The following is a 26,965-nucleotide window of genomic DNA, read 5'->3' as shown; positions in this document are numbered from 1 at the left end:
ATGAATACAGTAAAAGTAGCGACTATCGCTTTGTTGGTCGGTGGTGCATTGGGTTTTGGTGTGAATCACTTTGTTGTTGGGTCAGCACATAATATGTCATCGATGGCAGGTACTGAAGGAGCTGAATCTAAAGCTGACGAAAGTAATGAACCTCTGTATTGGGTTGCGCCTATGGACCCAAATTATCAGCGAGACAAACCGGGTCAGTCGCCTATGGGGATGGATTTAATTCCTGTTTATGCGGATGACTCAAGTGCGGGAGCAGACAAGGCGGGAACTGTGTATATCGACCCGTCAGTAGAAAATAATCTTGGTGTCAAAACAGCAAAAGTTAACTTTGAAGCGTTGTCTCCTCGTATTGAAACCGTGGGTTACGTGGCGTTCGATGAAAGTACATTGTGGCAAACCAACGTAAGAGCAGCAGGCTGGGTTGAGAAGCTTTATATCAATGCTGTTGGTGAGAAGGTGAATAAGGGCGATGTGCTGTTCACACTTTATTCTACAGAGCTGGTTAAGGCACAAGAAGAGTTACTTAGTGCATACAAAACGGGTCGCAAAGGGTTGGTCCAGGGATCCACTGAACGCTTGATCACCTTGGGTGTCGATAAAGATCAGATTCGTTCGATCACTCGCCGAGGTAAAGCCTCGCAAACCATAAAAATTAAAGCACCCGCAGATGGCGTTATCGCTAGCCTCAATATTCGTGAGGGTGGTTATCTTTCGCCTGCGCAAGCGGTAATCAGCGCAGGCCCTCTAGACGAGGTGTGGGTTGATGCCGAAGTGTTTGAGCGCCAAGCTCACTGGATCTCATCAGGCAGCAATGCGGTGATGACTCTAGATGCCATTCCCGGCAAAGAGTGGTTAGGTAATGTCGATTACGTTTACCCAATCCTTGACCCAAAAACTCGAACTTTACGCGTTCGTTTGAAGTTCTCGAATCCTAATGGCGAGCTAAAACCGAACATGTTCGCCAATATTGCGTTGAAGCCAATCAGTGATGAATCTGTTCTTACTATCCCAAGATCGTCGGTGATTCATTCTGGTGGCATGACACGAGTAGTGTTGTCCGAAGGTGAGGGTAAATACCGTTCAGCACGCATTGAAGTCGGGCGTGAAGCTGACGAGAAGATCGAGGTGTTGCAAGGGCTTGAACAAGGTGAACATATCGTGACTTCTGCGCACTTTATGTTGGATTCTGAATCGAGCCAATCTGCTGATCTGTCACGCATCAATGGCGTTGAGGAAGAGGCTGAAACCGTGTGGGCAAAAGGTGAAATTGCAGATGTGATGCAAGGCAGCCGTATGGCGACCATCAATCACCAACCTGTTCCTGAATGGGATTGGCCGGGCATGGTGATGAATTTCGCCTTTGCTGAAGGCTTAGATATGGCTGACGTGAAGCGTGGGCAAGTGGTTGATTTTGAAATGATGAAAACGGAATCAGGCCAGTATGAAGTCGTTGATTATAAAGTGAGCGAGCATCAAATGGCGGGCGAAGTGTGGGTGAAGGGAGACATCACCATGTTGATGGCAGATTTTGGCATGATCACGGTAAATCACAAGCCAGTACCCGAGTGGGATTGGAAAGCGGGGGAGATGAACTTCCAAGTAAGTGAAGACCTTGATTTATCCGAGTTTGCCGAAGGTCAAAGCATTCGGTTTCTAGTGGCGAAGCAAGGTTCTGATTATGTGCTCAAATCTCTCGAACCGACGAATAGCACGGGTGAGGGCGAACTATGATCAATGCAATCATTCGCTGGTCTATTAGCAACCGCTTCTTAGTGCTGGTTGCCACTGTAGCCATCGTATTTGGCGGCTTATACAGCGTTAAAAATACGCCCGTCGATGCTATTCCAGATCTTTCTGATGTTCAGGTGATCATCAAAACCAGCTATCCGGGGCAAGCGCCTCAAGTAGTCGAAGATCAGGTGACCTATCCGCTCACAACGGCGATGTTAGCCGTTCCGGGTGCAGAAACGGTTCGTGGCTACTCGTTCTTTGGTGATTCCTATGTCTATATCATCTTCAATGACGATACCGATATGTACTGGGCGCGTTCACGAGTGTTGGAGTACTTAAGCCAAGTGGCTCCTAACTTGCCATCAAGTGCCAAGCCAACATTAGGACCCGATGCAACTGGTGTGGGCTGGGTTTACAGCTACGTTCTGCAAGACAAAACCGGTCAGCACGACTTAGCGGAACTTCGTAGTTTGCAAGACTGGTTCTTGAAATACGAGCTTCAAACTGTTGATGGTGTGTCTGAAGTCGCGACTGTCGGTGGCATGGTGAAGCAATATCAGGTTCAGATAGATCCGGCCAAGCTACGTGCTTATGACCTAACGCTACAACAAGTCAATAAGGCTATCCAAGATGGTAACCAAGAAACCGGCGCGTCAGTGGTTGAAATTGCCGAAGCCGAGCACATGGTTCGCACCACGGGTTACCTTACAAGTATTGAAGACATCCAATCTCTGCCGCTAAAAGTGACCGACAAGGGCACTCCTCTGTTATTGGGCGACATTGCTGACATTAACCTTGGCCCGCAAATGCGTCGTGGTATCTCTGAACTCAATGGTGAGGGCGAAGCGGTTGGCGGCGTTATCGTGATGCGCTTTGGTGAAAATGCCAGTGAAGTGATCGACTCGGTTAAATCCAAGCTCGCAGAACTGCAAGCCGGCTTACCTGATGGTGTCGAGATTGTCGCGACTTATGATCGTTCAACTCTTATTGATTCAGCCGTTGAAAACCTATGGAAGAAGCTGGCTGAAGAGTTCATCGTGGTCGCCGTCGTGTGTGCATTGTTCTTGTTCCATATCCGCTCGTCGTTGGTTATCGCACTAAGTTTACCAGTTGGTATCTTGGGTGCGTTTATCGTAATGCATTGGCAGGGTATTAACGCCAACATCATGTCTCTTGGCGGAATAGCGATTGCGATTGGTGCCATGGTGGATGGTGCCATAGTGATGATAGAGAACGTTCATAAGCACATAGAACGAACGCCTCTGACTGATAAAAACCGTTGGCAGGTGATTGGCAAGGCGGCTGAAGAAGTTGGTGCGCCACTGTTCTTCTCGCTGATCATCATTACCTTGAGCTTTGTGCCTGTGTTCGCGTTAGAAGGACAAGAAGGCAAGATGTTCTCGCCGCTTGCGTTTACCAAGACGTATGCGATGGCGGCAGCGGCGGGTTTGGCTATCACGCTTGTGCCTGTGCTAATGGGTTATTTCATTCGCGGCAACGTGCTACCTGAACATAAAAACCCAGTAAACCGTAGCCTAGTGGCGATGTACAAACCGCTTCTAAACCTCAGCTTAAAATATCCAAAGGTGATGATTGTTATCGCACTTGGCTTAATGGTGTCTGCTTATTACCCAACCAGTAAGCTTGGTAGTGAGTTCATTCCTCCTTTGGACGAAGGGGATTTGATGTACATGCCAACCACGTATCCGGGCATCTCAATAGGTAAGGCTCGTGAGTTGTTGCAACAAACCAACAAGCTCATCAAAACCATTCCAGAGGTGGAAACTACTTGGGGAAAAATTGGTCGAGCAGAGACAGCAACCGATCCAGCACCACTGACCATGATTGAAACGGTTATTCAGCTTAAACCACGCGACGAATGGCGTGACGGTGTCACTACGGAGTCGCTGCGCAAAGAGTTTGATGATCTGATTCAGTTCCCAGGTTTGACCAATGCGTGGGTTATGCCAATCAAAACCCGTATCGACATGTTAGCGACCGGCATTAAAACCCCAATCGGTATCAAAATCGCAGGCCCGGATCTGAGCGTGATTGAAGATATTGGTTCTCAGCTGGAACCTATCTTAAATGGTGTTAGCGGTACGGCTTCTGTGTATGCCGAACGTGTGGCTGGTGGTCGTTATGTGACGATAGATATCAAACGCCGCTCTGCTGCGCGATATGGCTTGAGCATTAAAGAAGTGCAACAGGTTATCTCGACTGCGGTCGGCGGGATGAATGTGGGTGAAACTGTTGAAGGGCTAGAACGTTACCCAATCAATGTACGTTACCCACAAAGCTATCGTGATTCTGTCGTCAAGTTACAGAACCTGCCGTTAGTGACACCAAATGGAGCGCGAATTGCTCTTTCTGATGTTGCGGATATTCGTTATGAAGATGGGCCTCCAATGATAAAGACGGAGAACGCGCGTCCTAATGGTTGGGTGTTCGTTGACATCGAAGGGCGTGACTTAGGTTCTTATGTGGCTGAAGCGCAACAAGTCGTTGCCGAACAAGTTGTATTACCTGCGGGTTACTCGCTCGCTTGGTCTGGTCAATACGAATACATGGAGCGCGCGAAGGAGCGTTTGAGTGTCGTTGTGCCAATCACCATCGCCATCATCATGTTGTTGCTCTACCTAAGCTTCCGCCGCGTCGGTGAAGTGATGATGATCATGGCAACACTTCCTTTGGCTATGGTGGGTGGACTGTGGTTGATGCATTACCTCAATTACAACTTCTCGATAGCCGTGGGTGTTGGCTTTATTGCACTTGCAGGCGTTGCGGTCGAGATAGGTGTGATCATGTTGGTCTACCTAAACCAAGCATGGCACTACAAAAAGCTCGATGCAGAACAGAACCAACAAACGCTTCAACAAGCTGATCTAACCGATGCCATTAGAGAAGGCGCAGGACTGCGTGTGCGCCCTGTGATGATGACGGTTCTTACGGTGATCATTGGTCTCATTCCAATTATGTATGGCGAGGGTACGGGCTCAGAAGTGATGCAACGAATTGCCGCGCCGATGATAGGCGGAATGGCGTCGGCACTGTTGCTTACCCTACTGGTGTTGCCTGCAATCTTTAAGCTCTGGAAACAGCGTGAGATTACGCACAGCCAAAACGAGACAAACAAATAACGTATTGATTATTAGTCCTTACTTGCCAAAACAGAGTGGGTAAGGGCGTACCACATGAACATGTGAAACTAACAAATAAATAACTGAATTAATCTAAGGAACGATCATGAAAAAGACACTTATTGCGATTGCACTGACGTTAACTACTGCAACGGCTTTTGCTGAAATGGACCACTCAAATATGGATCACTCAATGATGAAAAATGGGGAGATGGATCATTCAAAAATGGATCACAGCATGATGAAGGATGGGAAGATGGACCATTCAATGATGATGAACATGGATGGAATGATGGATATGGAAGGCATGTCTGAAGTGGGTATGCCAGCAACAGGCGCGAAACCCGATAAAGTGGTTCATGTTCTACTGAGTGACGACATGAGAATTACGTTTAAGAACAAGGTCGATATTGAGCCCAATGACGTGGTGCAGTTTGTAGTGATGAACACAGGCAAGATAGACCACGAATTCTCGATTGGTTCTGCCGCGGAGCAGTTAGAGCATCGTGAAATGATGAAGAAGATGGGCAACCACCACCATGATTCTGGCAGTACAGTGACGGTGAAACCGGGTAAAGCGAAGCACATGCTTTGGTATTTTCATGGTGATAATCACGTCGAGTTTGCCTGTAATATTCCAGGGCACGCAGAAGCAGGCATGGTTAAGTCGGTAACGCTTTAGGCATTAATTGATATCTAGATACCTAAATAGACAGGTACTAAATAACTAAGGGCGACAAAGCCGAAAGATTAAAGATAAGTCTTAACTCACGCATATGTGCTGGCTGAGACTTATCTTTCTTTGCCACTACTGTAATAGGATCGACGTTTCCAGTAGGTGGTGAGCCTCACCGCTCAGGTGCGGTAACTCTGACATGATCTTCTTAAGCTTGTCGTCGATCGAGTCCACTTCATTCAAAGAACGAAACGCAAGCACGGCCTGTTCTGGTTCGCTGCTCACATAACCTTTCAACGTATTAAGCTGAATTTTGTTCGCATTTTCGACTTTTGACAGTGCGACATTGATTGCTTCGATGTTTATTGTTAAATCATTGCTTTTAAACATTTTTAATTATTTTTGGTTGTTGCTAATGCGCGCACATTAACACAACTGTGTTTTCGGATATTGACCAAGATTATTAAATTGGAACAACTTCGAAAACGACTAAAAGTAGAACAGTGGTATTAGCTATTAAAATACGAAGCAATAGAGTGAGTTAACGGATTTATCTAGAGACAATAAAATTGATATTGAAGCGTTTGATCTTTGGGAGAGTTTCGGCTGAATAAAGCCTAAGTAGGATTGGAGCGTGCAGCGGGAATCGAACCCGCATCATCAGCTTGGAAGGCTGAGGTAATAGCCATTATACGATGCACGCACACTGTCTTAAGAGTAAGACTGAGGCATCAAGAAGACTGGAGCGTACAGCGGGAATCGAACCCGCATCATCAGCTTGGAAGGCTGAGGTAATAGCCATTATACGATGTACGCACATCGTCTTAACGAGTTTGATAATGCCACATCTAACTGAAAACGAAACCTTTTTCTTTCATTTTTATTCTAAGTGCTCGCATAACCACCACTCCGCTAGTTTTTCAATCATATCTGGCGTTATGAGAGTGAATAAAATGTGACTAAAATCTCGTTAAAAGGAGGGCGAGCAATAATAGTAAATGTCATGCTGCTTTTTGCGATAAATACACCTTAATTTATAAACCTGCTTTGGTGGTGCTCAGTTGTCATAAATCTAATGAAAATTAAGGTATTTGGAGTGTTAACATAAACTGATTTTTATTCGTGTTTTGGCGTTCGTTAATAACAATCTGAATGCATAAATTTAACTTACTTATTAGTCGGTCAAAGCATTCAGTAAACTAATCCCAAATGAGTAGAGTTATAGAGACTTCTAAGCCTTTGCAGAAAAAAGTAACGAGTTCAGTTGATAATTCACGCAAAAGCCTCGTCATTCCGACTATCGTTTGGTACATTTGCCGCACATTTTGTCTCCCCTAAAATACCCATGCCTTCTCAGTTCCGAATTAACAAAATTGTTGAAATTGGTGACACTCTTCACCGCAGTGGTTGTGCTCCTTACAAGCTAGAGAAATACACCCAATTCTATGCAAAAAAGCATGGTGTGGATGTGATGATCCAAGCTACGCCAACTGCGATTAACTATCAATTTCCAGACGATAACAACGCCGTTATTCTTAAGCGTCTAAAGCCTGCGTCAATTAACCTGAGTTTGTTGGCAAATACCATCATTCGTATTAACCAACCGAGCAGTGAGCCTGTACCAGAGCCTGTCGGGTACTCTAAATTTGTGACGGCACTTGCCAATATGGGTATTCCGCCTGCGTATTTGATGCTGGTGGGCAGTACGTTGGAAGCGGTTGGCTTTTCTGCGTTATTGGGTTTGATGGTTTGGGTCTGTCAGCAAGTTCTTCATTCACGTCGCGCTATCGCGGTTGAATTCATCTCGGCACTGCTAACGGGTATCTTTGTGGCGTTTCTGGCAAGTACAGGGTTGCCGATTCCGGTGTGGGCGTTGTGTATCGCCTCGATCGTCTTGTTCGTCCCCGGATTATCGATAGCTAACGCATTAGAATGTTTGGCGTTTAACGATCTCGTCTCGGGTACCAGTTTATTAGGGCAGAGTGCCTTAACACTGATAAAGCTGTTTGTTGGGATAATCATGGGGCTCAATATTGGTGAAGCGATATGGGGACAAGCGGTCTCCATCGACTATACCAATGCGGTACCAATGTGGATGCATATATCTGGCTTGGTGCTGATCTCTGTATCTATCGGTGTGATGTTCAATGCGCGCCCTAAAGACATCTTGCTTGGCTTACCAGTTGCGGTTCTTGGTATGTGGGGCCCGTTCTATCTAGGTTTTGATAGTGGTTGGGTTGTCGGTACTTGGGTAACCACAGTTCTTATCACTTTATACGGGACTTGGATTGCTAAAAAAATGGAGCTCACGGGGTCTATTTACATCGTGCAAGGCATTATCATTTTGGTTCCGGGTAGCCGCGTGCTGGTGAGTGCCAGCCAATCGGTGTTCGAGCAGTCTATCTTGCCGATCCCGAGTATTGGTTTATCGGCACTGTTTATGTTCTCCGCGATTGTGGCAGGGCAAATCACCGCGTATTCGATCTACTCACCAAAAGTAGAGCGTTAATCCGTTCCGGTTATCCAGTCTTTAAACAAACACAGCTTAACGGCTGTGTTTGTTCGTTTTAGGTGCTGTTCTTTTCTACGTTAAATTACGCTGCCGAAAATTGGTTCGATTTGTGCTCGCTAAGCCTGACAAGAGTCATTAAAATGGGGACAAATTCTATTTAAATGAAGTATTAACGTATGTCTTTACCTCCTTGTCCGCAATGCCAATCTGAATATGTCTACCCAGACCAAAACAACCTAATCTGCCCTGAGTGTGCCTATGAGTGGAACCCAGAAGAAGAGCGTTTAGAAAGAGAAGCCGCGCGTGTTAAGGACGTAAATGGAGTTGTATTGGAAAGTGGCGATAAAGTTACCTTCATTAAAGATCTAAAAATCAAAGGCAGCTCTTCTGTACTGAAAATCGGCACTAAAGCGGTAATCAGACGAATCAATGAAGGTAAAGATCACCAGTTAGATTGCAAGCTGGATGGTGGCGGTGAAATGCTCGTTACGGCGAAGTACGTTAAGAAGCAATAGCGGCCAATGGTATTGATCTATCATTGCCGTTCAATAATTCTGACTGGGACATTGTCGTAAATCTTCAATAGGTTTAAGTCGCTTCTTGGCATACTGGTTCGCCTATTAAACAATGTTAATTGCCTGAGAATTAAGATGATTAGAGAGTACAACCCAGCTGATATTGAAGCTGTTTTAGATATTTGGTTAACCGCCTCGATAAAGGCGCATGACTTCATGGCACCTGCATTTTGGGAGTCACAAGTGGGCAATATGCGCGACCTATATATTCCCGCATCAACAACTTACGTGTATCAAGTAGACGGTGAGGTTCGTGGCTTTTATTCGCTTTATGAAGGGATCTTAGCGGCGATCTTTGTCAGTACAGAACATCAAGGCAGTGGTATTGGTAAGCAGCTTATTCACCACGCCAAGCTTGAATGCCCGAACTTGTCTTTGAATGTGTACAAAGAGAATCAAGCGACCATTCGGTTCTACCTTTCTCAAGGCTTTAACATCGTAAGTGAACAAGCAGACGAGCACACAGGGCACCAAGAATACACCATGCATTTCGCCTAGCGTTGGGCTTAGTGAATAGTCAGACGAGCATTAGGTAGGGATAGAAGTTATATGGATATAGTCAAAGCCGGCATGGCGCACTCGAATGCGTTCCACCATTATGTAAAAGCTTGTATTGATGATGGACTCGAAATCTATACCGGTATTTCTGATGGTAGCGATACGTATTTAAAAAGGCGAATCGCTTATTCAAAAGGTGAGTGTTTGCCTGAAGGGTGGACGCCAGTTTCCACTTATTTTTGTATTGAGTCTGAGCAGATTATTGGTGTGATTAGAGTTCGTCACGGCACCAGTGAATACATTCATGACGTTATCGGGCACATCGGCTATGAGACTCTACCACAAGCAAGAGGGCGAGGTATCGCCAGTCAAATGCTGTCTTGGGTTCAGCGTCATGTACTTATCGAAAGCGCTATTATTACCTGTGACTGCGACAATGTTGCGTCGCAAAAAGTGATTGAGAAGTGCGGCGGCCAGTTCTTAAATACCTTTTATTCAGAGCAAGATCAGCAAGATCAGCAAGAGGTGTTGCGTTATCAGCTAGACCCAAAATGAACACTAAAGCATGGCACTTGCTTATGTTCGCTTACTTTCCGTTAGCGAGACTTTATTAAATTGAAGCCACCATTGGTGGTTTCTTTGGTTATAGTTCATCGATTATTGTTGGAGATATTTTGGAGTATTCGACAAGACCTGCTCAGTCATCAGATTATGAATTTCTTTTCGAGCTAAAAAGGCGGCTGAATTTGAGCCAATCAAAGCTGTTTTTGGCTGGGATGAGCAAGTTCAACGAGATATACACGCAGAAGAGTGGGCGGAAGAAAGGCCTGAAATCATTGAATATCAGGGCAAAGCGATTGGCAGTGTGTTACTGCAAGACAAAGGTGACTATTTCTACTTTTGCCGATTCTTTTTATTACCTGAATATCATTGCAAGGGCATTGGTAGCCAAGTCCTCACCGATTGCTTAGCTCACGCAGACAAGCTAAGTAAGCCAGTTGAGTTATGTTACCTGCAAGGTAATCGCGTTGGAGAGCTCTACTTAAGATTTGGTTTTGAAATCACCTCTCAAAGCGACCAGTTTGTATATATGTGGCGTAAATAGACATTCATTCAAAATGGTCAAACCGTGTCTGTAACTTGATAGGCACCTGACACCCATCTAACGTAAAACCTTGTAAAGCTCCCTATGCTTGATAACTAAGCGATTACACTTAGAACAGATCGAGCGTAAGGGAGTGTGCAATGAATTATTACCCGACTTCAAAAATCGTGGGTGAGCAAAGGTTTGGTTTTGGGCCTAGATTAGGTCAAACAGCCTATTATTCACCTTTAGAACAGTTGGATAAAAAGCCATTTGTTCATCAGTCCATTCACGCTTTACCCACAACCGAATCTATCCTGATAACCGTTGGTGAGAATCGTGAACAGCGAAAGAAAGCCAAGGGTGATGAGCAAAAGATGCAAGCAATGAAGAAAGAGGCACAGTCTTTTCTTCGTACTCACTACCAACAACAAGCTCAAGCTCGCCATCTGCAAAGCGTTGAAACACCTTATGGTTTTCAAGAGCGCATTATTCAGTTTTGGAGTAACCATTTTGCCATCTCGGTCGACAACCGAAAGCTGATGCCCTTAGCTGCGAGCATCGAAAACGATGTGATTCGCCAACATTGGAATGGTAATTTCAGCGACATGCTGATGGCATCTTCAAAGCATCCAGCCATGCTTTTGTATCTAGATAATCAACTCTCCATTGGGCCTAACTCAAAAGTCGGTAAGCGCCGTGATAAGGGACTGAATGAAAACCTCGCTCGTGAAATTCTAGAGCTTCATACTCTTGGTGTTGATGGCTCCTATACCCAACAAGATGTTATTGCCTTAGCTAAGGCGATTTCGGGGTGGGGTATTAAATTCCAATCCCCAAATGCTGGTTTTCGATTTGCTAATAATCTCCATGAGCCCGGCAGTATTACCTTACTTGGAAAATCCTACTCCCAATCAGGGATCTCACAAGGCGAGTCGTGTTTACAAACCCTAGCTACCCACAAAGACACAGCGAAACATTTGGTTGATAAGCTTTGCCAGCATTTTATTGGTGACATGCCTAAAGATCTCTCAGAACAGATGGTTGCTGCATACTTAAAGGGTAATGGGGATTTGCTGCCTGTTTACCGCTTGTTACTGGGGAGTAAAGAGGCAAACGAACCCAAACCCAATCGGTTCAGACCGCCGAAAGAGTGGCTATTTGCGGTACTTCGCAGTGCCGACATTCCTCTTAACGATAAGCAAGCGCTGAACACTCTCAACACACTAGGCCAACCACCCTTTAAACCGGGTTCACCTGCAGGATGGTCGGATCAAGACAGAGACTACAACAGCCCTTCGGCATTAACCCAGCGTATGCAAGTCGCTAATCGGCTAGCCTCAATCGCGATAAAGTCGGCTAAGGCCTCGGGTACAAAACCAAAGGTGGTAGTAGATGACGTGATCGCAGCTTTATATGGCGATGCGATTGATGAACATACTCAAATTGTATTGAGCAAAGCCGACAGCGCTGCAATGCAACTTTCCCTGTTGTGGTTAAGCCCACAGTTTCAATATCGTTAGGAGTGGGTATGAAAAAGACAAACGGTTCGCAGAATATGAAGTCGCAGAGTCATGAGCCACACAATCACGACCTAGAAAGTATTAATCGTCGCCAGTTTATGGGCCTTGCCGCAGCTGTTGGTGTGAGTGCGATGTTGCCATTTCCAAGCTTTGCCAAAACACGTTCAGACAATATCTTTGTTTGGATATCACTGCGTGGCGCGATGGATGGGTTAAACGTTGTGGTACCTCATGCTGATCCTGATTATGCAGATCTAAGACCGAATATTGGCTTGAAGACTAAGCAACTACTTAAGCTAGATAGTTTCTTTGGGTTACACCCTTCGCTTAAAAGTTGTCATCAATGGTATGAAAATAAAGAAGTCAGCTTTGTTCATGCTTGTTCAACCGCTTATCGCGAGCGTTCTCATTTTGATGGACAAAAGATATTAGAAAACGGCACTTCCGATCCTTTTAATACCGAAGGGTGGCTTAACCGTTTACTCACGCTGAGTTCCTCCCAATACGATGGAATTGCGATTGATTCCGGGCTGCCGCTCATCATGCAGGGTGAATCTACCGTGGCAAGTTGGTATCCAAACCGCTTGAAAACACGCGACAAACAAACCGAGCTACTTGAAGAACTCTTCCAAAGTGATCAAATGCTGTCAGCCAACTTTGAAAGCGTCATGAAGATAGATGAGTTGGTGGGTGACCAAGGCGTTGGCAAACAATTTAAGTCATTGATGAGTAAAACGGGCGACATCTTGTCTGCTGAAAATGGGCCAAACATCGCAGCATTAGAATTAGGTGGTTGGGACACGCATGCCAATCAAGGCAGCGTTAATGGTAGGTTGAGTAACCAGCTTAAAACTTTGGATGCAGGGTTAGCAGCACTTAAGGAATCGTTAAGGTCACGCTGGAATAACACGGTGATCATCGCCGCCAGTGAATTTGGTCGAACGGCTAAGGAAAACGGTACAAAAGGCACCGATCATGGTACAGGTAACGTCATGTTGGTTGCGGGTGGTGCGATGGTTAATAAGGCTTCAAACATGTTGAGTTCAGGCGAATCTGGGGGACAAGTTATCGCAAACTGGCCAGGTTTAAGCCAAAGTCAGCTTTATGAAGGCCGAGACCTTAATCCAACGACTGATATGCGAAGTGTAATCAAAGGTGTGTTGAACCAGCATCTGTCGATAGAAGAAAAGCAACTCAACACCATCTTCCCTGATAGTGAAATGGTAAAGCCACTTCAAATGATATGAAGTGGCTTTGAACTTTAGATTGTGGGCTTTGGGGGATAGCTTTGAATGTGGTTTAAGACTTAACCACCAACAATGCCCCGAATGTTATCAATCCAACTCCACACGCTTGATTGAGCCTTTTTTTTGCTCGCAATAAATGCTTCTGCAACGTATTCGAAGTAAATAACATTGCGACAATTCCGAACCACAAACCGTGAAGAACAATCATATAAAGTCCATAGCCAAGTGCAACATGCTGGTTCGCTGCATCGGGTGAGATGACTTGGCTGATGATGTCTTCTATCTTGGCATCGAAACCTTTTGCCACTGAAACGTTACTATCGTTTTCATCCAATCCAACGTCCTGAAGTATGCCTTTTGAGTTGGTGCTTGATGGACTGATGTTTGTATCTCCAGAAGTGCACTCTTGGCAACATTGAATCGGCATTTGAGACAAGGTTTGAGCAAGTAACTGCTGGGTTAACGTCTCTACGACAAGCTTGTCTTACGACTACGAGATGTTTAACAGCAAACTGTCTTATGTGCGTTCAGATACTAAAAACAAAGACACAGGCGGCGCTGTCGCGGGTGGCAATGGTCGCAGTATTGATATGGGTGAGCATCACGTTGACTCTGGATTACCAGTCTGAAGCGCTTGAAACGATCTTTGGCTGGAACTCGATGTTTGTGAAAGACGAAGACAATGTATTCGATGGTCAGCCAATCAAAGAAGGTTACGATGTTCATAACCTTTACGCTCAATGGGTGCCATTAAATGTTGACGGATTGTCTGATACCTTTGGAGTCGATAACGTATTTGATGAACAATACACCTCACACGCATCTCGTTCAGGTACGGCAAGAGGCTTTAGTTTTTGATTGTCTGAGCAGTTAATACGGCTCCACAACACTATTCAATTGGCAGAGACAAGACACCACCATTGAGTTCGACTTGGTTTAGCCATTCTGTTGGAATCGCGCCGTCTTCTTCATAGAAGCAAGCCGCTAATACCGCGCCAATCACAATTGCACGTCCACAGCTATCACCACCACATAAGATATTGTCACGAATGCCTTGTTTAAAGCTCTGAGCGCCAGCAATAATGCGAATCAGTAGTGGGAACGCGGCACTCAATTCACAATGTAATCCGAACTTTTTCGCGGCATCTGTTATGGAAAGTTCGGGCTCAGCCAGTGCTTCATCGATTTGATCGTGTATAAACTTGCTGCAGGTTTGTCGTACCATTTCTACTGACTGTAATGGTGAATTGCCTTGTATCGCGGCTTGAATCAGTAGGGTGATGGCTTGTGCCCACTCTACTGCTTTATCATTATTATTAGTGACTCGAACCGCACTTTCGACCATAGCCGGTAAGGTGTGAGAGGTGTAGGTACACGCCACCAAAGGAATCAGTTTTGAAACCGCAGGTAATTGGGTGTCATCTGCGCCACAGGCTGTAATTGGAGCATCTGCTAGCTCTAGTTGATGTATGTTCAGCAAGCTCATACGAGTCGCTTTATCAATGTAACCTTGCCAACTGCCACCAAAATCAAACCAGAAACGGAAGTGCTTAATGTAACTCGCTTCGTCGTAGTGTTGATTGTCGACTAGGCTATCGACCATCGCCAATAACTGAGCACCGTATTGCGATTTATCGCCAGCGGTTTTTCCTTGGTGGGCAAAGTAGCCTTTGTCTTGATAATCGAACTGGTTGGGTGAGCGAAATTCCGGTTCAAACCCCGCCACGTGTAAGATCCTCTCTTGGTCATACAACCAATGCAGCCCCATGGAAGCGGCGTCTCCAACCAATGCGCCAACAACGGCGTAAAAAGCTCTTTCTTTATGATTGTCCATGCTGAGTGAAGTCCTTGAGAAGATCCAATGGAATTTGATATCTCAAGTATAGTGTCTAAATGATGGGTTTGCTGTGTTTCAGTAGAGAGTTTTCAAGCAATTAATCCTGACTGGTCAATGGGTTAAGCCAATCAGGGTAAGTGGATGAATATTATCACTTAGGTGGCTATGTTGGCATCTAACAGACGCTTGAATACACGTCTAAATGAACAATGACACTAGCGGTTAAGGTAAACACTCGATCGTTGTTCAATGACTTTGAAAATACGCGAAAGGGTGAAACATAACGCGAAGTAAACCGCGCCAACAATCAGCCAGATCTCGAAGATCAAACCCGAAGAGTTCGCCATTTCAGTGCCAACAAATGTCATTTCTTGAATCGAAATCAGCGACACAATCGAGGTATCTTTTACTAGAGAAATTGCCTGACCTGCTAAAGGTGGCGTGATTGCGGTTAATACCTGTGGGCCAACCACATATCGATACTTAGAGAATGCAGATAAGCCGAGAGAGTCGGCCGCTTCCCATTGGCCTTTAGGAATGCTTTCTAAGCCGGCTCGAATAACCTCAGCGATATAAGCGGAAGAGAGCAGGCCAATACAGATAACGCCAGACGCTAAGTTTTCCCAAAGGTTTGCAGGCCCGAATAGGAAATCTTGAACAGCGTTAATTTCACCATTGTGTTCACGTAAAAGGGTTTCTAAACCAAGCAAAGGGATCAACTGGTTAGACACAAAGAAGTAAAAGATAAACACAAACACCAATGGTGGAATGTTTCGAACCAACTGGATGAAAAGCAGTGCCGGTGTTTTGAATAAAGCGATCTTAGAGTGTCTTGCTACCCCTAACAGTGTGCCGAAAGAGAGTGCTAACACCATGCTCCATAAGCTCAAACGCAATGTTGCGACCAAGCCTTGGAAGAAATAAGGAATACTGCCTTGAGACGGTGGAATAAAGATTAACGTGAACGCGTCTTCCCATCGCCACTGATAATTAATACCGACAGCAGAGCGATAATACAGCCAACCTGCGAACGCACAAATGATGGCAAACAACACTCCATCTAATAGATTGAGGCGTTGATACCAAGGCTTCGTGTGAAGGTTGGGCTTGGGCGTTGATAATGCGCTAGTACTACTCACGTCATTCCTGTTTAAACGATGATAATTAATGTGTTGTGAGAGGTGGCTATGAGTTTATAGCTATCTCGAGTGTTTCTTAAAAGGCAGTACCAGCAAGGTACTGCCTTGATTGGTTCTTTAGCGTTTAATTGGCAGTCGATTACTGACCTTGAGCAATCTGATCTTGCCAATCTAGAGTAGAGAACCAGTACTCGTAACGCTCTTTCAACCAACCGTCTTCAGTACGTGCTTTGATCCACTCGTTGAAGAACTCAGTTTTGTCTGTTTCGCCAAGGCGCACAGCAAAGGCTTCGTTGCCTTTAGAAAGACGTTCTTCAAATGGAATGAATAGCGTGTCTGCGTTTTTGATCGCTTCGTGTTCTGGTTTCGGGCTAGATGCGATAACCGCGTGTGCATTGCCGTTTAGCACCTCTTGGAACGCTTGAGCATCGTCATCGAACTGAAGCACTTTTGCTTTCGGGAAAGTTTCACGAGCCACTTGAACCGTGAATGCGCCGCGACGTGCTGCAATTTTCACACGACGAGAATCGAAATCAGAGATTTGAGTAAAGCCTTCAGCCAATTCTTTGTTTGCTGCTAGTTGAACACCTGAGTGAGAGTATGGTTCAGTAAACAATACACTCTTAGCTCGCGCTTCAGTGATAGACAAACCGCCGATGATCACATCGAACTTGTTCGACAGTAGAGAAGGAATAATGCCATCCCATGCCGTCGGTACGAATTCAACTTTCCAGCCTGAATCTTCAGCTAGGCGTTTTGCCACATCGATTTCAAAGCCAACAAGATCACCTTGTTTGTTACGCATCGCCCAAGGTACAAAAGTCGACATACCAACACGCAGAGAGCCACGTTCGTTGATTTTATCTAGGTTAGGCGTTTCAGAAGCAAGTGCAGGCAAACTTACGGCAAGCGCAAGTAGAGCTGTAATTGCGGTTTTAAATAGCTTCATGCTGATAAATCCTTATTGTGTTCGCCAGTTAGCTCCGAGCTTATGCTCAAGCCAAGCTGCAACGGCAGAAAGTGAAAGTGTAAGTGCGAGATAAATGATCGCCACAGAGAACCAGATCTCAAATGGCATCGCGGTTTCAGAAACAATGTTTCTGGCTTCGGTTGTCAGGTCGAAAATCGCCATGACACTCACAATCGAAGAGTTTTTGACAAGGGAAATAACCTCATTCGTCAAAGGCGGCAACGTGCGTTGAATCACCTGAGGAAGAATCACATCCCAATAAGTATAGGTCTTTGATAAGCCCAAAGATTGAGCTGCTTCAAATTGTCCTTTAGCAATGCCATTTAAACCGGCCCGAAATATCTCGGCAGTGTACGCCCCTTGGAAAAGTGCCAGGGCTAAAACAGCCGTGCTAAAGCGATCCAGCCCTAGTACGGGACCGAACACAAAATAAAGTAAATAGATTTGTACTAATAACGGCGTATTACGAATCAACTCGACATAGCTGGTGGCTAAGGCTCGCCCAACCACAGAATTAGAGTTGCGTAATAGGGCTGTGGTTAAACCAATAGCCAGCGTCGCGACCAAAGAAATCAAAGAGATATTGATGGTGACGAGTAGCCCTTCCATCAATTCTGCAGGCCACCATTCGCCGTCTTCATAAAAGGCGATGTAGTCGGGCACGCGTTCCCACTGCCAGCTGTATCCCATGGCTTGTGCGCCAGAATCGAGGATCCAGATAACAGCGGCCGCGAGCACAACAATTTGTACCAATGCAGATAGGGCAGGTTTTACAATTTTAAGCAGCATCAGTAAGTCAGAATCTGATTTAGGAACGCTTGAGTACGCTCGTGTTGAGGATTCTCGAATAGACATTGTGGCGTATTGGATTCCACGATTTGTCCTTCATCCATAAATATGACACGGTCGGCAACACGTTTCGCAAAGCCCATTTCGTGTGTCACGCACACCATGGTAATCCCTTCACTTGCAAGCTCAACCATCACATCAAGCACCTCATTGATCATTTCCGGGTCAAGAGCAGATGTTGGTTCATCAAACAATAGCAGTTCTGGCTTCATACAAAGAGATCGAGCAATCGCAACACGTTGTTGTTGGCCACCAGAAAGTTGAGCTGGGTATTTATTGGCTTGCTCGGCAATGTGCACACATTCGAGATAATGCATTGCCGTTTTCTCTGCTTCTTCTTTGCTTTTTTTGAGCGTACGAATCGGAGACAGAGTCAGGTTTTCGAGCACAGTGAGATGGGGGAACAAATGGAAGTGCTGAAACACCATTCCGACTTGGCCTGGCGTGTTGAACTTACACGGAAGCGCTTGTTCTAGCACGGAAAGCTCGCCACTTTCGAAGGGTTCTAGCTGATTGATACAGCGGATCAAGGTTGATTTACCTGAACCAGACGGTCCGCAAATCACCACTATTTCTCCCTGTTCAATCTTTAAATCGATATCCTTTAGGGCATGAAAATCACCATACCACTTGTTAAGTGACTTAAACTTAACCATTTCCTTGAGATTGTTCAAATCGTTGTTCATACCTAGTAAAGAGACAGGTTTACCTTAACAATATAGAAATATGATTGCACATAAAATTAGGGACTTATGAGAATTTAATAGCATCTTGTAGGGCAAATAAAAAGCAGCGCCCAAAATGGACGCTGCTTTTGATATACGTAGGGCCAAAGTAATTGGTTCAGTGTGATGCCATAAATCTTGTTTACGGCTCTTCACTTGTTCAAATTGTCTTTGTAATCCTATTCTGTTCGGCTTTCTTTAAGCTTTAACGAGCTTAGTGAATCGCAGACTCTAGAATCTCACGTGTTTTCTCTGGCGTGATTGCTTGGTTCTCACCAAGTTGCAGGTAACCGTGTGATTCAAGCTGAGCAACAACGTTGTCGATTGCGGCCGCTTTAGTTGCTTCGTAGCCGTCGAACATCGTTGCTACATCTAGGTTGTGGTAGAACGCTTCGATTGCATCGATAGTACGCTCTGCCAAGTCAGCACCCGCATCTAGGACAAATACGTTACGACCCATTTGCTCTAGCTTGCCACGCTTCGCTTCGATTTGGTTACGAAGTAGTGAAGGTTGAACAATCGCAAGAGAACGCGCGTGGTCTACGTGCCATAGTGCTGTGAACTCGTGGCCAATCATGTGTGTTGCCCAATCTTGAGGAACACCCGTACCAATCAGGCCGTTAAGCGCTTGGTTTGCTGTCCACATTAGGTTTGCACGCCATGCGTCATTGTCACGCTCGTCGTATTGTTTACCCAGTACAAGAAGGTTTTTAAGCAATGTTTCTGCGTAACCGTCTTGAACCATCGCGTCTGTTGGCATTGTGATGTATTGCTCACACACGTGCACCCAAGCATCAACCAAACCATTCACTAATTGGCGCTCTGGTAGAGACTTCATTACATCTGGGTCCATTACCGCAAACTTAGGCTGTACTGCAGGGTTAAGGAAAGCCAGCTTCTCTTGAGTCGCTTTACGCGTGATTACCGCACCCATGTTAGATTCAGAACCTGTAGCAGGAAGCGTTAACACTGCACCGATTGGCGTTGCTTCTGTTACTTGGTGTTTGCCCGTTAGGATGTCCCAACCGTCACCGTCGTATTTAGCCGCTGCAGCCACATACTTAGAACCATCGATTACCGAACCACCGCCAACAGCGATAATGAATTCTACGTTTTCTTCTTTAACAAGAGCGACGGCTTTGTCTAGCGTCTCTTTCGTTGGGTTTGCTTCAACACCAGAAAACTCAATCCAAGCGTGATCTTTAAGAGACGCGACTACTTGGTCGTAAACACCATTGCTCTTGATTGAACCGCCACCGTAGATGACAAGTACTTTCTTTGAAGTATCAACCGCTTGGCTGATAGCGTTGATTTGGCCTTGGCCGAAGTGGATTACTGTAGGGTTAACATAAGTAAATTGCATTGTAGGTTCCTTGTGTAAAGCTAGATTTTTTATTCTGATTCGTTGCTCAATTTCTATATTTGCATATTAGTACAGGAATTTAGGGTGGTGAAGGCCAGTTCCTCCAAATTAATTGCCTATTTCTACAAACTTGTTATTCTTTTTGGGCTTTTGTGCAAATACACTCCGCACCTTGAATGGAATATCACCAGTTATGAATACACTCGCTCAGTTAATGCAGTCTTACGTTGAATACAAAGGTTGGGATGATCTCGAAGGGATCAGAGAAACTGAGATCGAGGGTGTCTGGTTTTACCGAAGCAGTGGTGGTAATCAGCGCCAACCTTTTACCTATCAGTCTGGCATCATCATGCTCGGGCAGGGTAAAAAGAACATCTATATCGGTGAAAGGCCTGTTACTTATGCCGCGGGCGATTACCTTGTCGTTGGTGTCCCAATGCCACTAGAGTGCGAAGCCTTACCCGTCGATGGAGAACCCTTGCTTGGTTTGTCTATTAACATTGATTCTCAGCGTTTACACAGCTTAGTGAAAAAGCTGGAAGACCAAGGCTTTCTCGAAAGTTACTGCAATAAACATAAGCAGAACTCGAGTGGTTTAGAGTCGACCCCTATGGAAGGTAGGATGCTAGAAAGCTTTACGCGACTGATCAAAACGCTGCACTGCGACATCGAAGCCAACATACTGGGCGATGCGCTTGTTAGCGAAATTGTTTATCGTGCGCTCACAGGTTCAGAAGGGCGTGTGTTATTCGATCTTGCCCATCACGACGGCCATTACGCACGTGTTGCCAAAGCACTGTCTAAAGTACATGAAGAGTATGACCAAACCATTACCGTTCAATCGTTGGCCGATGAAGCGAACATGAGTGTGTCTGCTTTCCATAATGCTTTTCGTAACGTCACCTTTGAATCACCACTTCAATATTTGAAGAAGGTAAGGCTCAACAAAGCCAAAGAGTTGATCCAGTTAGAAGGCCTACGAATAAACGATGCCGCACGCCGAGTCGGCTACTCCAGCCCATCCCAATTCAGCCGCGAATTTAAGCGCCACTTCAACACAACCCCTAGAGCTGTTTAGCCTTTACTCAATATTTACGTTCCGAAACGTGCGGCACTTCATGTTGTGCAATATCACACGTACCTTTTGGTTGATCGAGAGGCATTTATTTTATAAATATTTGTTGATGTACAGACCATAGTCATTGAAGAACACCTAAATTACGTACGTTCTCTAGGAGGTAACTTGCTCGATTTATTGAAGAAAGTAGCATTAATTAATTTAACAGCAGCATTGGTTGTTTTAGCGCTATCTCAGTTTTTTCCTTTCTTTGCCACGACAAGACTTGTCGACTTTCTGTTTTTTGTGGTCATTGTCATTTGGGTTCTAGCGAAGTTAATGTGGGAAGGTGGTGTTCATAGTAAGACGACACGTCTTGATGACCCTATAACAGATAAAGTCTACAAAATGGTCGAAGGGCATGACTTTGATAAAGACCAACAAGAACACTACCGAATGAATTACCAGACAGGCTTAGTGTTATTCATCGCTGGTTTACCCGCTTTCATTGCTTGCTTTGTTCTGCAATTTCTCTGAGTTCCAGTAAAGTAAATGAGTCCAACGATACTGAATGCTTGGGATTTTTAGCTTAAAGTGTGTTTTGTGCATCTATGATATTTAAAGGTTCACCAATAAGATGTTAGCTGACAAGGAAGTGATGGAAGAGTATTTGGAACTAGACATGCTCACGTTAGAGGTTATTTCTAAAGAAGCCGGGTTTCCAATCGACAGAGATGTATATTTAGCATCACGAACTGAATCAATTGAGCAAGGGTTATTGTTTGAATATCGCCGTGGAGATAAGTTAATTGGCTATACGACGTTGCGTGATCTAGGCGATGGTCAGTGGTTTGTGCCTATGTTTGTGGTGCACCCAAACTATCGTAGTAAGGCCGCTTTCCTTTCTTTGTTTCGCTCCATTGCCGATAACCTAAAAAACAAACACTCAACTGTGTTAGTGAGTAATGTCCTACGTCTTAATGACTTGTCGGTGCGGTTTCACAAGCATCTAGGTTTTGAGATCACACGTGAAAACCATTTAGGCTACGAATTCTCGCTAGATTTAACGCCTGAAGTAAAAGACAAATGGTCAAGCTTCTTAGGTGCTCGTCGTTAATGTTTTGAAAATTACAGTGGCTACTCCTAGGCTGACTTATCGGATACCTTGAACGAACACTGCTGTATTGTTGAATTAAGTGAGTTAATGTATCTAATTGTAGGTATTTTTAGTGAGTTGGTATTTGATTGTCGAGTATCTTATTAACGTATTTATATAAAATAGCCTTCTAAAATAATTAGTTAAATAGCTTAAGATTTTATTCAGTATATATTAATGTAAATTCAATGAATCTGATAATAAGGCTGTTTTATTGTGAACAACCTATCAAACAGTAGCTAAATTTTTGGAATGACTCATAGAATTATCTGAGAGAGTATTCAAGATTATTGAATAGTTTAAAAATTAAAGAGAATTTAGCTGTTGATAAAGCCAAATATGGCGGATATTTAGTCGTGTGATGACTAATTATGCTGTAACTTACTGATTTATAGTCAACTGAGAGTCTGATGGATATCACGTTTACCCTAAAACAGGTGAAGTTGTGATTGGTGATATTAAAGACCAAGCAGCACAATGCTTAAATAATATTAAGGCCATTGTTGAAAGCATCGACCATGTTATGGATGATGTCGTGAAGATTAATGTTTTCGTTAAGAATATTTCTGATATCGATGCTATTGATGAAGTCTACAAAAACTTCTTCAACAACAGTCTTCCTACACGTACAGTCGTGGGTGTCGCTGCGCTGTCGAACAGTGACGCTTTAGTTCAAATGGATGCGCTTATTTCAAACGGCGAAGGCACTAAACCACAAGCACCTTGCGCACTAGTTAAGGTCTCAAGAAATACGGATAATGCGCCTCAAAGTGCTGTGTCCACTCAGACCGCGGCTTTTTCTCACTATAATAATCTTTCAGCTCAATTGCCTATCGATGTAACCACAGGTGAGTTGGTTGATGGTGGTATCGAAGCGCAAACGGCACAATGTCTATCAAACATTAAAGCGATTCTAGAAAGCATCGGTCATGTCATGAATGATGTGGTTAAAACCACGATTTACCTTAAAAATATTGAAGATGCAGAAAAGGTGAATGAAGTTTGCTCTAAGTTCTTCCCAGGTTATGTGCCAGCACGAACGGTTGTTAATGCCGCTGACCTACCAATGGGCGCTTTAATTCAAATCGATACGTCTGTTTCACATGGCGATGGCACGCCGCCACAACTGCCAGAAGACACTCGCTTACTGGTTATCGAAGCTAATAATACGGTTGATGCGCCATTTATGGCTTATTCGCACACTGTTGCTTTTTCTCACTACAACCATATTTCTGGTCAACTGCCTGTAGATCCGAAAACCAATGAGGTGGTTGCTGGTAGCATAAAAGAGCAAGCTGAACAGTGCCTACAAAATATTAAGGCGATCATTGAAAGTGTTGACCACAGCATGGACGATACGGTGAAAATTAATATTCAGCTTAAAGATGTTTCAGATATTGATGCGGTGAACGAGATCTACACTACGTTCTTTAACGCTGACTTACCGGCAAGAACGGTGGTAGGGGTTTCAGAGATTCCTATGAATGCTTTAATTCAAATTGATGCAGTCGTTTCTAACTGTGAAGGGACACCACCACAAGACGTAGTTGCTTAAACCCTCGATAATATCGATCAGATCTCGGCTTTAGCTTCTAAACAGGCCGTGATCTGATTCGCTCACCTCATTACTCAAATCAATAGAAGCGACCCGCCTAAGCTTATCCCTTAAATATGGTATTTATAAGGTTGAAGTGTTTTAATATGAAAAACAGACGCTTAACGTAATCAAGAAACCAGTTTATGCAATTTCGAGCCATTTTACTGCTGTGCCTTATGCTCATAGGGTGTTCGTCCAATCAAGAGTTGGTACCCGACCCAACAACCATCACGCTATTTTATGGTGATACATCAATATCCGCGGGTATTTTGGAAGATAAAACATTCAAATCAGTCCTCGCTGATAGGGTTGAAAGCGTTACGTTTTCAGGCTCAATATCAAAGCAAAACTCAGGTTATTTTGTCGATATATTAGTGATTCGAGAAATGAAAGAGCCACGTTCAACACGACAACTGAACACCTCGCTTGTTATGAAGCCGAGGGAGTTAGTGGATGTTGGCGGTGTGAATAACGATGTCTTCAGGGTAATCCTCGAGTAACAAAACTAACGTGTTCAATTAATCTGAAATTTTTCTTTACCTCAACCTAACTTCAAGTCTTAAGCTTCTCTTACTGATTAAGAAGGAGCTTATTATGCAAAATAATTACGTAAAAGAACTCGCCGTTAAAACTTACCAAGAAGATCTTCAGAAAGAGTACGTAAAGTCTAAAGCTCGCCTATTTCATGCCCCGAGTTTTATTGGTGGGGTGCTGTTGTCAGTTGTGTTAGTTGGACTGTTTTAGTAAATAGGCTTGTGGAATCTTTAATCTACTGCCAACTATCACCACTCCAATTGACTTGAAGGCTCACACACATTTGCTTCGGCTTGTTTGTGATTTTATTATTAGGGTGAACATGACAGATTAAATAAGTGTAGGGGATTAGTTATGGATGTATTTTTACACTTACTTCACCAAAGCGATGTCAGTGCTTTATTAGAGTTTGAAGTTGAAAATAGAGAGTGGTTTGAGCAATTTGTCCCAGCTCGGGAAGACCGTTTCTATTCCAATGCGGGTGTTGCCGAACAAGTAACGAGCTTTCTAACAGCGTATGACAATGGCGAGATGATTCCTATGTTGATCAAAAACGTTAATGGCACTGTTTGTGGACGAATCAACGTTCGTGATATCGACCAGAGCACTGAAAGTGGAGAACTAGGTTATCGAGTTGGTCATTCTTTTGCTTCAAGAGGCATTGCGTCTAATGCAGTAAAGCAGTTTCTAGTCTACTTGGCGGAACAGACAAATCTTAAATATGTTGATGCCTATGCATTCGTGGGTAATGTTGGTTCCAACAAAATCTTATCCAAGGCCGATTTTGACTTAGTTGAACATGTAGAGAATTACGCAGTATTCAAAGGACAAAATCAAAACGCCAATTATTACCGTAAAGCGATACTTTCTTAAGCGAATGTTTGATATTTATTATTTGTCCTATGATCAATACGATAATAGATTTAGACAAGATGAGTTCACACCAACTGTGGTGCGAAACAATACAGAGATCAGTTTATGAATATTGTGACAGTCTATAGTGGTAATCAACAGGTATACGCGAATCTATATCAGGGTTATGCAGCCGAGTTTTCTAAGATCATCGGAGATAAACCAGACGAGTATGGCTTGTTTGAGATTTACCCGACGCTTGGTGAGACCGTAACGGGTTACTTACTCTACATTGATGGAGTTCCTGCAGCGTTAACCGCTATTGAAACCAAAGCGCCAAACGAGTTTGAGATCTGCGATTTCTATGTCGTGCCTTATTTTCGAAAAAACAAAGTCGGGAAACGGTTTATCTGTGAGCTGTTTGAACATCTAAAAGGCAGTTGGGAGATCAAGCAAGTACTCGGCGCAGAGCATGCTGTTAAGTTCTGGAGAGAGGTCGTGAATGACTACACATCAGGTAACTACGTGGAAGATCAATATCAGGACGAAAAATGGGGCTTGGTAACGAGACAATGCTTCAATCACGATGCGAGTGCAGAGTAAACTTTATACATTAGAAGCTGGCAGTGTCCTTCTAGCCAGCTTCGAGCCTTTTTATTTCAAGGTTTAAGGTTACTTCTAGTTACGGCCACTTATAGATTTACGGTTACTTCTGAGGTTTGTTACGTTCGATTACGCTTATAGCAATCGCCAAGAACAGGATGTCTTTCACTAGGAAGAAGTTAGTGACTAAGATGCCATCCGATACTTTCCAAGCATTTGGCGTTGTAATTAGGAAGCTGAGTGTCACAACAAAGATAGCCGCTGCAGCGATGCCTGAATAGAAGGCAACTGTCGGTTTCTTAAATCCAACGATCAATCCAATCGCGACAATGATCTCCGCGCCACCTACCATGTTAGACACAGCTTGTACTGAGAACAGATTGTAAAGCCAGTTCATTGCAGGATGATTTGCGATTAACGGTTCAATGAGCATCGCTTCGGTTGGCGTAAACTTGTAAATACCAATCCAAGCGAGCACTAATGCTACGCCAACCACTCCAAGGTTATATCCCACATTAGTCTGTTTTAAATCATAGGTTTGAACATGCATAAAAGTACTCCATTTAATAAAATCCCTGAATATGACCGCATGAGTACAAAATTAATTTCGCTGTGAGAATAATACTTAATCTTTTTTAGTGAGCGTTGGTTTAGGTCTTCACAAGTGGAGTCGAAAAGTGGTTGGTTGCAAAGGGGAGTTTTAAAGCAGGAAGAGGTCCATTCTAATTTTTGTTTTCAATATTAGGAATTTGGATTAGATTACGTTGACGTAAATCCTAATTATAAGAAGAGAATCGCACGTGAAAATCCATAGAATTAACCCGACCAAGCGTTGGTCTGATGTCACTGTATTTAATGGCATCGCAAGCTTTGTTGAAGTACCAGAGACGGATACATCAGCAGGAATTAAGAGTCAGGTTCAGCAAATTTTTGATCAAGCTGAAGAAATGATGAGTTTGGTCGACAGTGATAAATCTCGCGTATTGTCGGTGACTATTTACCTAACGGATTTTGCTAACTTCGATGCACTGAACGAAGTGTGGGATTCATGGTTCCCTGAAGGCAGCGCACCAAGCCGTGCATGTGTAAAAGCTGAACTGGCCAACCCAGAGCTATTGGTTGAGATGTCGTTTATGGTTGCTGCGGGTGAGAAGTTTCAATAAGCCGAACTATCGGTAGCAATAACCTTCGTCAATTCAAGTAACCAACAGATAAAACAAAGCCACTCAGGTGAATCACTTGAGTGGCTTTTTCGTTTTACACGCTACCCGAAACTAAATCGGATTAG

25 protein-coding genes, 2 tRNA genes and 4 pseudogenes are annotated in these 26,965 nt (G+C 44.1%); 20 read left to right on the top strand and 11 right to left on the bottom strand.

Annotation, left to right across the window (positions count from 1 at the left end; all coding sequences use genetic code 11):
- The 3 genes from OQJ75_RS19910 (at nt 1) to copI (ending at nt 5,562) form a co-directional block, all read left to right on the top strand.
- Nucleotides 1-1,740, top strand: coding sequence for an efflux RND transporter periplasmic adaptor subunit (locus OQJ75_RS19910; RefSeq protein WP_265974589.1), 1,740 nt, complete (start codon nt 1-3; stop codon nt 1,738-1,740).
- The gene (locus OQJ75_RS19905; protein WP_265974588.1) at nt 1,737-4,880 is read left to right on the top strand and encodes an efflux RND transporter permease subunit; all 3,144 of its coding nucleotides are present in this window, start codon (nt 1,737-1,739) and stop codon (nt 4,878-4,880) included. Before OQJ75_RS19910 ends, OQJ75_RS19905 begins: the two co-directional genes overlap by 4 nt.
- 106 nt (nt 4,881-4,986) lie before the next feature.
- Nucleotides 4,987-5,562, top strand: a complete 576-nt coding sequence (gene copI, locus OQJ75_RS19900) for a copper-resistant cuproprotein CopI (RefSeq protein ID WP_265974587.1) — start codon at nt 4,987-4,989, stop codon at nt 5,560-5,562.
- 126 nt (nt 5,563-5,688) lie between these two features.
- On the opposite strand, the gene OQJ75_RS19895 is transcribed toward copI, so the two are convergent.
- From OQJ75_RS19895 to OQJ75_RS19885, 3 genes are all read right to left on the bottom strand, one after another.
- Nucleotides 5,689-5,946 (bottom strand): hypothetical protein, encoded by a 258-nt coding sequence (locus tag OQJ75_RS19895; RefSeq protein WP_265974586.1) that lies wholly within the window; start codon nt 5,944-5,946, stop codon nt 5,689-5,691.
- 238 nt (nt 5,947-6,184) lie between these two features.
- Nucleotides 6,185-6,259, bottom strand: a tRNA-Gly gene (locus OQJ75_RS19890).
- A 38-nt stretch (nt 6,260-6,297) separates the two neighbouring features.
- Nucleotides 6,298-6,372 (bottom strand) — tRNA-Gly (locus OQJ75_RS19885).
- 529 nt (nt 6,373-6,901) lie between these two features.
- Between OQJ75_RS19885 and OQJ75_RS19880 the strand changes: the two genes are divergently transcribed.
- From OQJ75_RS19880 to OQJ75_RS19850, 7 genes and pseudogenes are all read left to right on the top strand, one after another.
- Nucleotides 6,902-8,065 (top strand): threonine/serine exporter family protein, encoded by a 1,164-nt coding sequence (locus OQJ75_RS19880; RefSeq protein WP_004731486.1) that lies wholly within the window; start codon nt 6,902-6,904, stop codon nt 8,063-8,065.
- A 179-nt stretch (nt 8,066-8,244) separates the two neighbouring features.
- Nucleotides 8,245-8,583: a zinc ribbon domain-containing protein YjdM gene (locus tag OQJ75_RS19875; protein ID WP_004731484.1), complete on the top strand. Its 339-nt coding sequence runs from the start codon at nt 8,245-8,247 to the stop codon at nt 8,581-8,583.
- A 135-nt stretch (nt 8,584-8,718) separates the two neighbouring features.
- The gene (locus OQJ75_RS19870) at nt 8,719-9,141 is read left to right on the top strand and encodes an N-acetyltransferase (protein WP_265974584.1); all 423 of its coding nucleotides are present in this window, start codon (nt 8,719-8,721) and stop codon (nt 9,139-9,141) included.
- Between the two features lie 51 nt (nt 9,142-9,192).
- Nucleotides 9,193-9,696 carry a GNAT family N-acetyltransferase gene (locus tag OQJ75_RS19865; RefSeq protein WP_265974583.1) on the top strand — a complete coding sequence of 168 codons (504 nt, stop codon included), beginning with the start codon at nt 9,193-9,195 and terminating at the stop codon, nt 9,694-9,696.
- 119 nt (nt 9,697-9,815) lie between these two features.
- Nucleotides 9,816-10,246: pseudogene (locus OQJ75_RS19860) on the top strand (GNAT family N-acetyltransferase).
- 140 nt (nt 10,247-10,386) lie between these two features.
- On the top strand, nt 10,387-11,748 hold the full coding sequence (locus OQJ75_RS19855) for a DUF1800 domain-containing protein (protein WP_265974581.1): 1,362 nt from the start codon (nt 10,387-10,389) through the stop codon (nt 11,746-11,748).
- Nucleotides 11,749-11,756: 8 nt separating this feature from the next.
- A complete protein-coding gene (locus OQJ75_RS19850) occupies nt 11,757-12,995 on the top strand; it encodes a DUF1501 domain-containing protein (RefSeq protein ID WP_265974580.1) in 1,239 nt (412 codons plus the stop codon).
- A gap of 52 nt (nt 12,996-13,047) precedes the next feature.
- Here OQJ75_RS19850 and OQJ75_RS19845 read toward each other — a convergent pair.
- Nucleotides 13,048-13,269, bottom strand: a pseudogene (locus OQJ75_RS19845) (LysE family translocator); the annotation flags it as partial.
- Nucleotides 13,270-13,471: 202 nt separating this feature from the next.
- Between OQJ75_RS19845 and OQJ75_RS19835 the strand changes: the two are divergent.
- Nucleotides 13,472-13,853, top strand: a pseudogene (locus tag OQJ75_RS19835) (TonB-dependent siderophore receptor); the annotation flags it as partial.
- A 31-nt stretch (nt 13,854-13,884) separates the two neighbouring features.
- Here the strand turns inward: OQJ75_RS19835 and OQJ75_RS19830 are convergent.
- The 6 genes from OQJ75_RS19830 to OQJ75_RS19805 form a co-directional block, all read right to left on the bottom strand.
- Nucleotides 13,885-14,829, bottom strand: a complete 945-nt coding sequence (locus OQJ75_RS19830) for an ADP-ribosylglycohydrolase family protein (protein ID WP_265974579.1) — start codon at nt 14,827-14,829, stop codon at nt 13,885-13,887.
- A gap of 218 nt (nt 14,830-15,047) precedes the next feature.
- Nucleotides 15,048-15,971, bottom strand: coding sequence for an amino acid ABC transporter permease (locus OQJ75_RS19825; RefSeq protein WP_239831126.1), 924 nt, complete (start codon nt 15,969-15,971; stop codon nt 15,048-15,050).
- Nucleotides 15,972-16,110: 139 nt separating this feature from the next.
- A complete protein-coding gene (locus OQJ75_RS19820) occupies nt 16,111-16,920 on the bottom strand; it encodes a transporter substrate-binding domain-containing protein (RefSeq protein ID WP_050634275.1) in 810 nt (269 codons plus the stop codon).
- Between the two features lie 12 nt (nt 16,921-16,932).
- Nucleotides 16,933-17,730, bottom strand: coding sequence for an amino acid ABC transporter permease (locus tag OQJ75_RS19815; RefSeq protein WP_265974592.1), 798 nt, complete (start codon nt 17,728-17,730; stop codon nt 16,933-16,935).
- Nucleotides 17,730-18,476, bottom strand: coding sequence for an amino acid ABC transporter ATP-binding protein (locus OQJ75_RS19810; RefSeq protein ID WP_016796287.1), 747 nt, complete (start codon nt 18,474-18,476; stop codon nt 17,730-17,732). Before OQJ75_RS19810 ends, OQJ75_RS19815 begins: the two co-directional genes overlap by 1 nt.
- A gap of 253 nt (nt 18,477-18,729) precedes the next feature.
- Nucleotides 18,730-19,878 (bottom strand): iron-containing alcohol dehydrogenase, encoded by a 1,149-nt coding sequence (locus OQJ75_RS19805; RefSeq protein ID WP_265974578.1) that lies wholly within the window; start codon nt 19,876-19,878, stop codon nt 18,730-18,732.
- Nucleotides 19,879-20,071: 193 nt separating this feature from the next.
- Here OQJ75_RS19805 and OQJ75_RS19800 point away from each other — a divergent pair, with 193 nt between their 5' ends.
- The 8 genes and pseudogenes from OQJ75_RS19800 (at nt 20,072) to OQJ75_RS19765 (ending at nt 25,677) form a co-directional block, all read left to right on the top strand.
- Nucleotides 20,072-20,956 carry an AraC family transcriptional regulator gene (locus OQJ75_RS19800; RefSeq protein WP_265974576.1) on the top strand — a complete coding sequence of 295 codons (885 nt, stop codon included), beginning with the start codon at nt 20,072-20,074 and terminating at the stop codon, nt 20,954-20,956.
- A gap of 165 nt (nt 20,957-21,121) precedes the next feature.
- Entirely contained in the window at nt 21,122-21,472 is a 351-nt protein-coding gene (locus tag OQJ75_RS19795; RefSeq protein ID WP_248391512.1) for a hypothetical protein, read from the top strand.
- 100 nt (nt 21,473-21,572) lie between these two features.
- Nucleotides 21,573-22,052, top strand: coding sequence for a GNAT family N-acetyltransferase (locus OQJ75_RS19790; RefSeq protein WP_248376583.1), 480 nt, complete (start codon nt 21,573-21,575; stop codon nt 22,050-22,052).
- Between the two features lie 460 nt (nt 22,053-22,512).
- Nucleotides 22,513-23,646, top strand: a pseudogene (locus OQJ75_RS19785) (RidA family protein); the annotation flags it as partial.
- 185 nt (nt 23,647-23,831) lie between these two features.
- Nucleotides 23,832-24,188: a hypothetical protein gene (locus OQJ75_RS19780; RefSeq protein WP_248376581.1), complete on the top strand. Its 357-nt coding sequence runs from the start codon at nt 23,832-23,834 to the stop codon at nt 24,186-24,188.
- A gap of 94 nt (nt 24,189-24,282) precedes the next feature.
- Nucleotides 24,283-24,432 carry a hypothetical protein gene (locus tag OQJ75_RS19775; protein ID WP_265974573.1) on the top strand — a complete coding sequence of 50 codons (150 nt, stop codon included), beginning with the start codon at nt 24,283-24,285 and terminating at the stop codon, nt 24,430-24,432.
- Between the two features lie 144 nt (nt 24,433-24,576).
- Nucleotides 24,577-25,095, top strand: a complete 519-nt coding sequence (locus tag OQJ75_RS19770; RefSeq protein ID WP_265974571.1) for a GNAT family N-acetyltransferase — start codon at nt 24,577-24,579, stop codon at nt 25,093-25,095.
- A gap of 105 nt (nt 25,096-25,200) precedes the next feature.
- Entirely contained in the window at nt 25,201-25,677 is a 477-nt protein-coding gene (locus OQJ75_RS19765) for a GNAT family N-acetyltransferase (protein WP_132936138.1), read from the top strand.
- 103 nt (nt 25,678-25,780) lie between these two features.
- Here the strand turns inward: OQJ75_RS19765 and OQJ75_RS19760 are convergent, their stop codons facing one another.
- On the bottom strand, nt 25,781-26,227 hold the full coding sequence (locus tag OQJ75_RS19760; RefSeq protein WP_146449751.1) for a DUF417 family protein: 447 nt from the start codon (nt 26,225-26,227) through the stop codon (nt 25,781-25,783).
- 250 nt (nt 26,228-26,477) lie between these two features.
- Between OQJ75_RS19760 and OQJ75_RS19755 the strand changes: the two genes are divergently transcribed.
- The gene (locus OQJ75_RS19755) at nt 26,478-26,840 is read left to right on the top strand and encodes a RidA family protein (protein WP_017632780.1); all 363 of its coding nucleotides are present in this window, start codon (nt 26,478-26,480) and stop codon (nt 26,838-26,840) included.
- The last annotated feature ends 125 nt before the right edge of the window (nt 26,841-26,965 follow it).

This window comes from Vibrio sp. 14G-20 (genome assembly GCF_026241515.1).
Taxonomy (GTDB): domain Bacteria; phylum Pseudomonadota; class Gammaproteobacteria; order Enterobacterales; family Vibrionaceae; genus Vibrio.
Note: the sequence above shows the minus strand (reverse complement) of the source record. Positions and strands in the feature narration are given on the sequence as shown.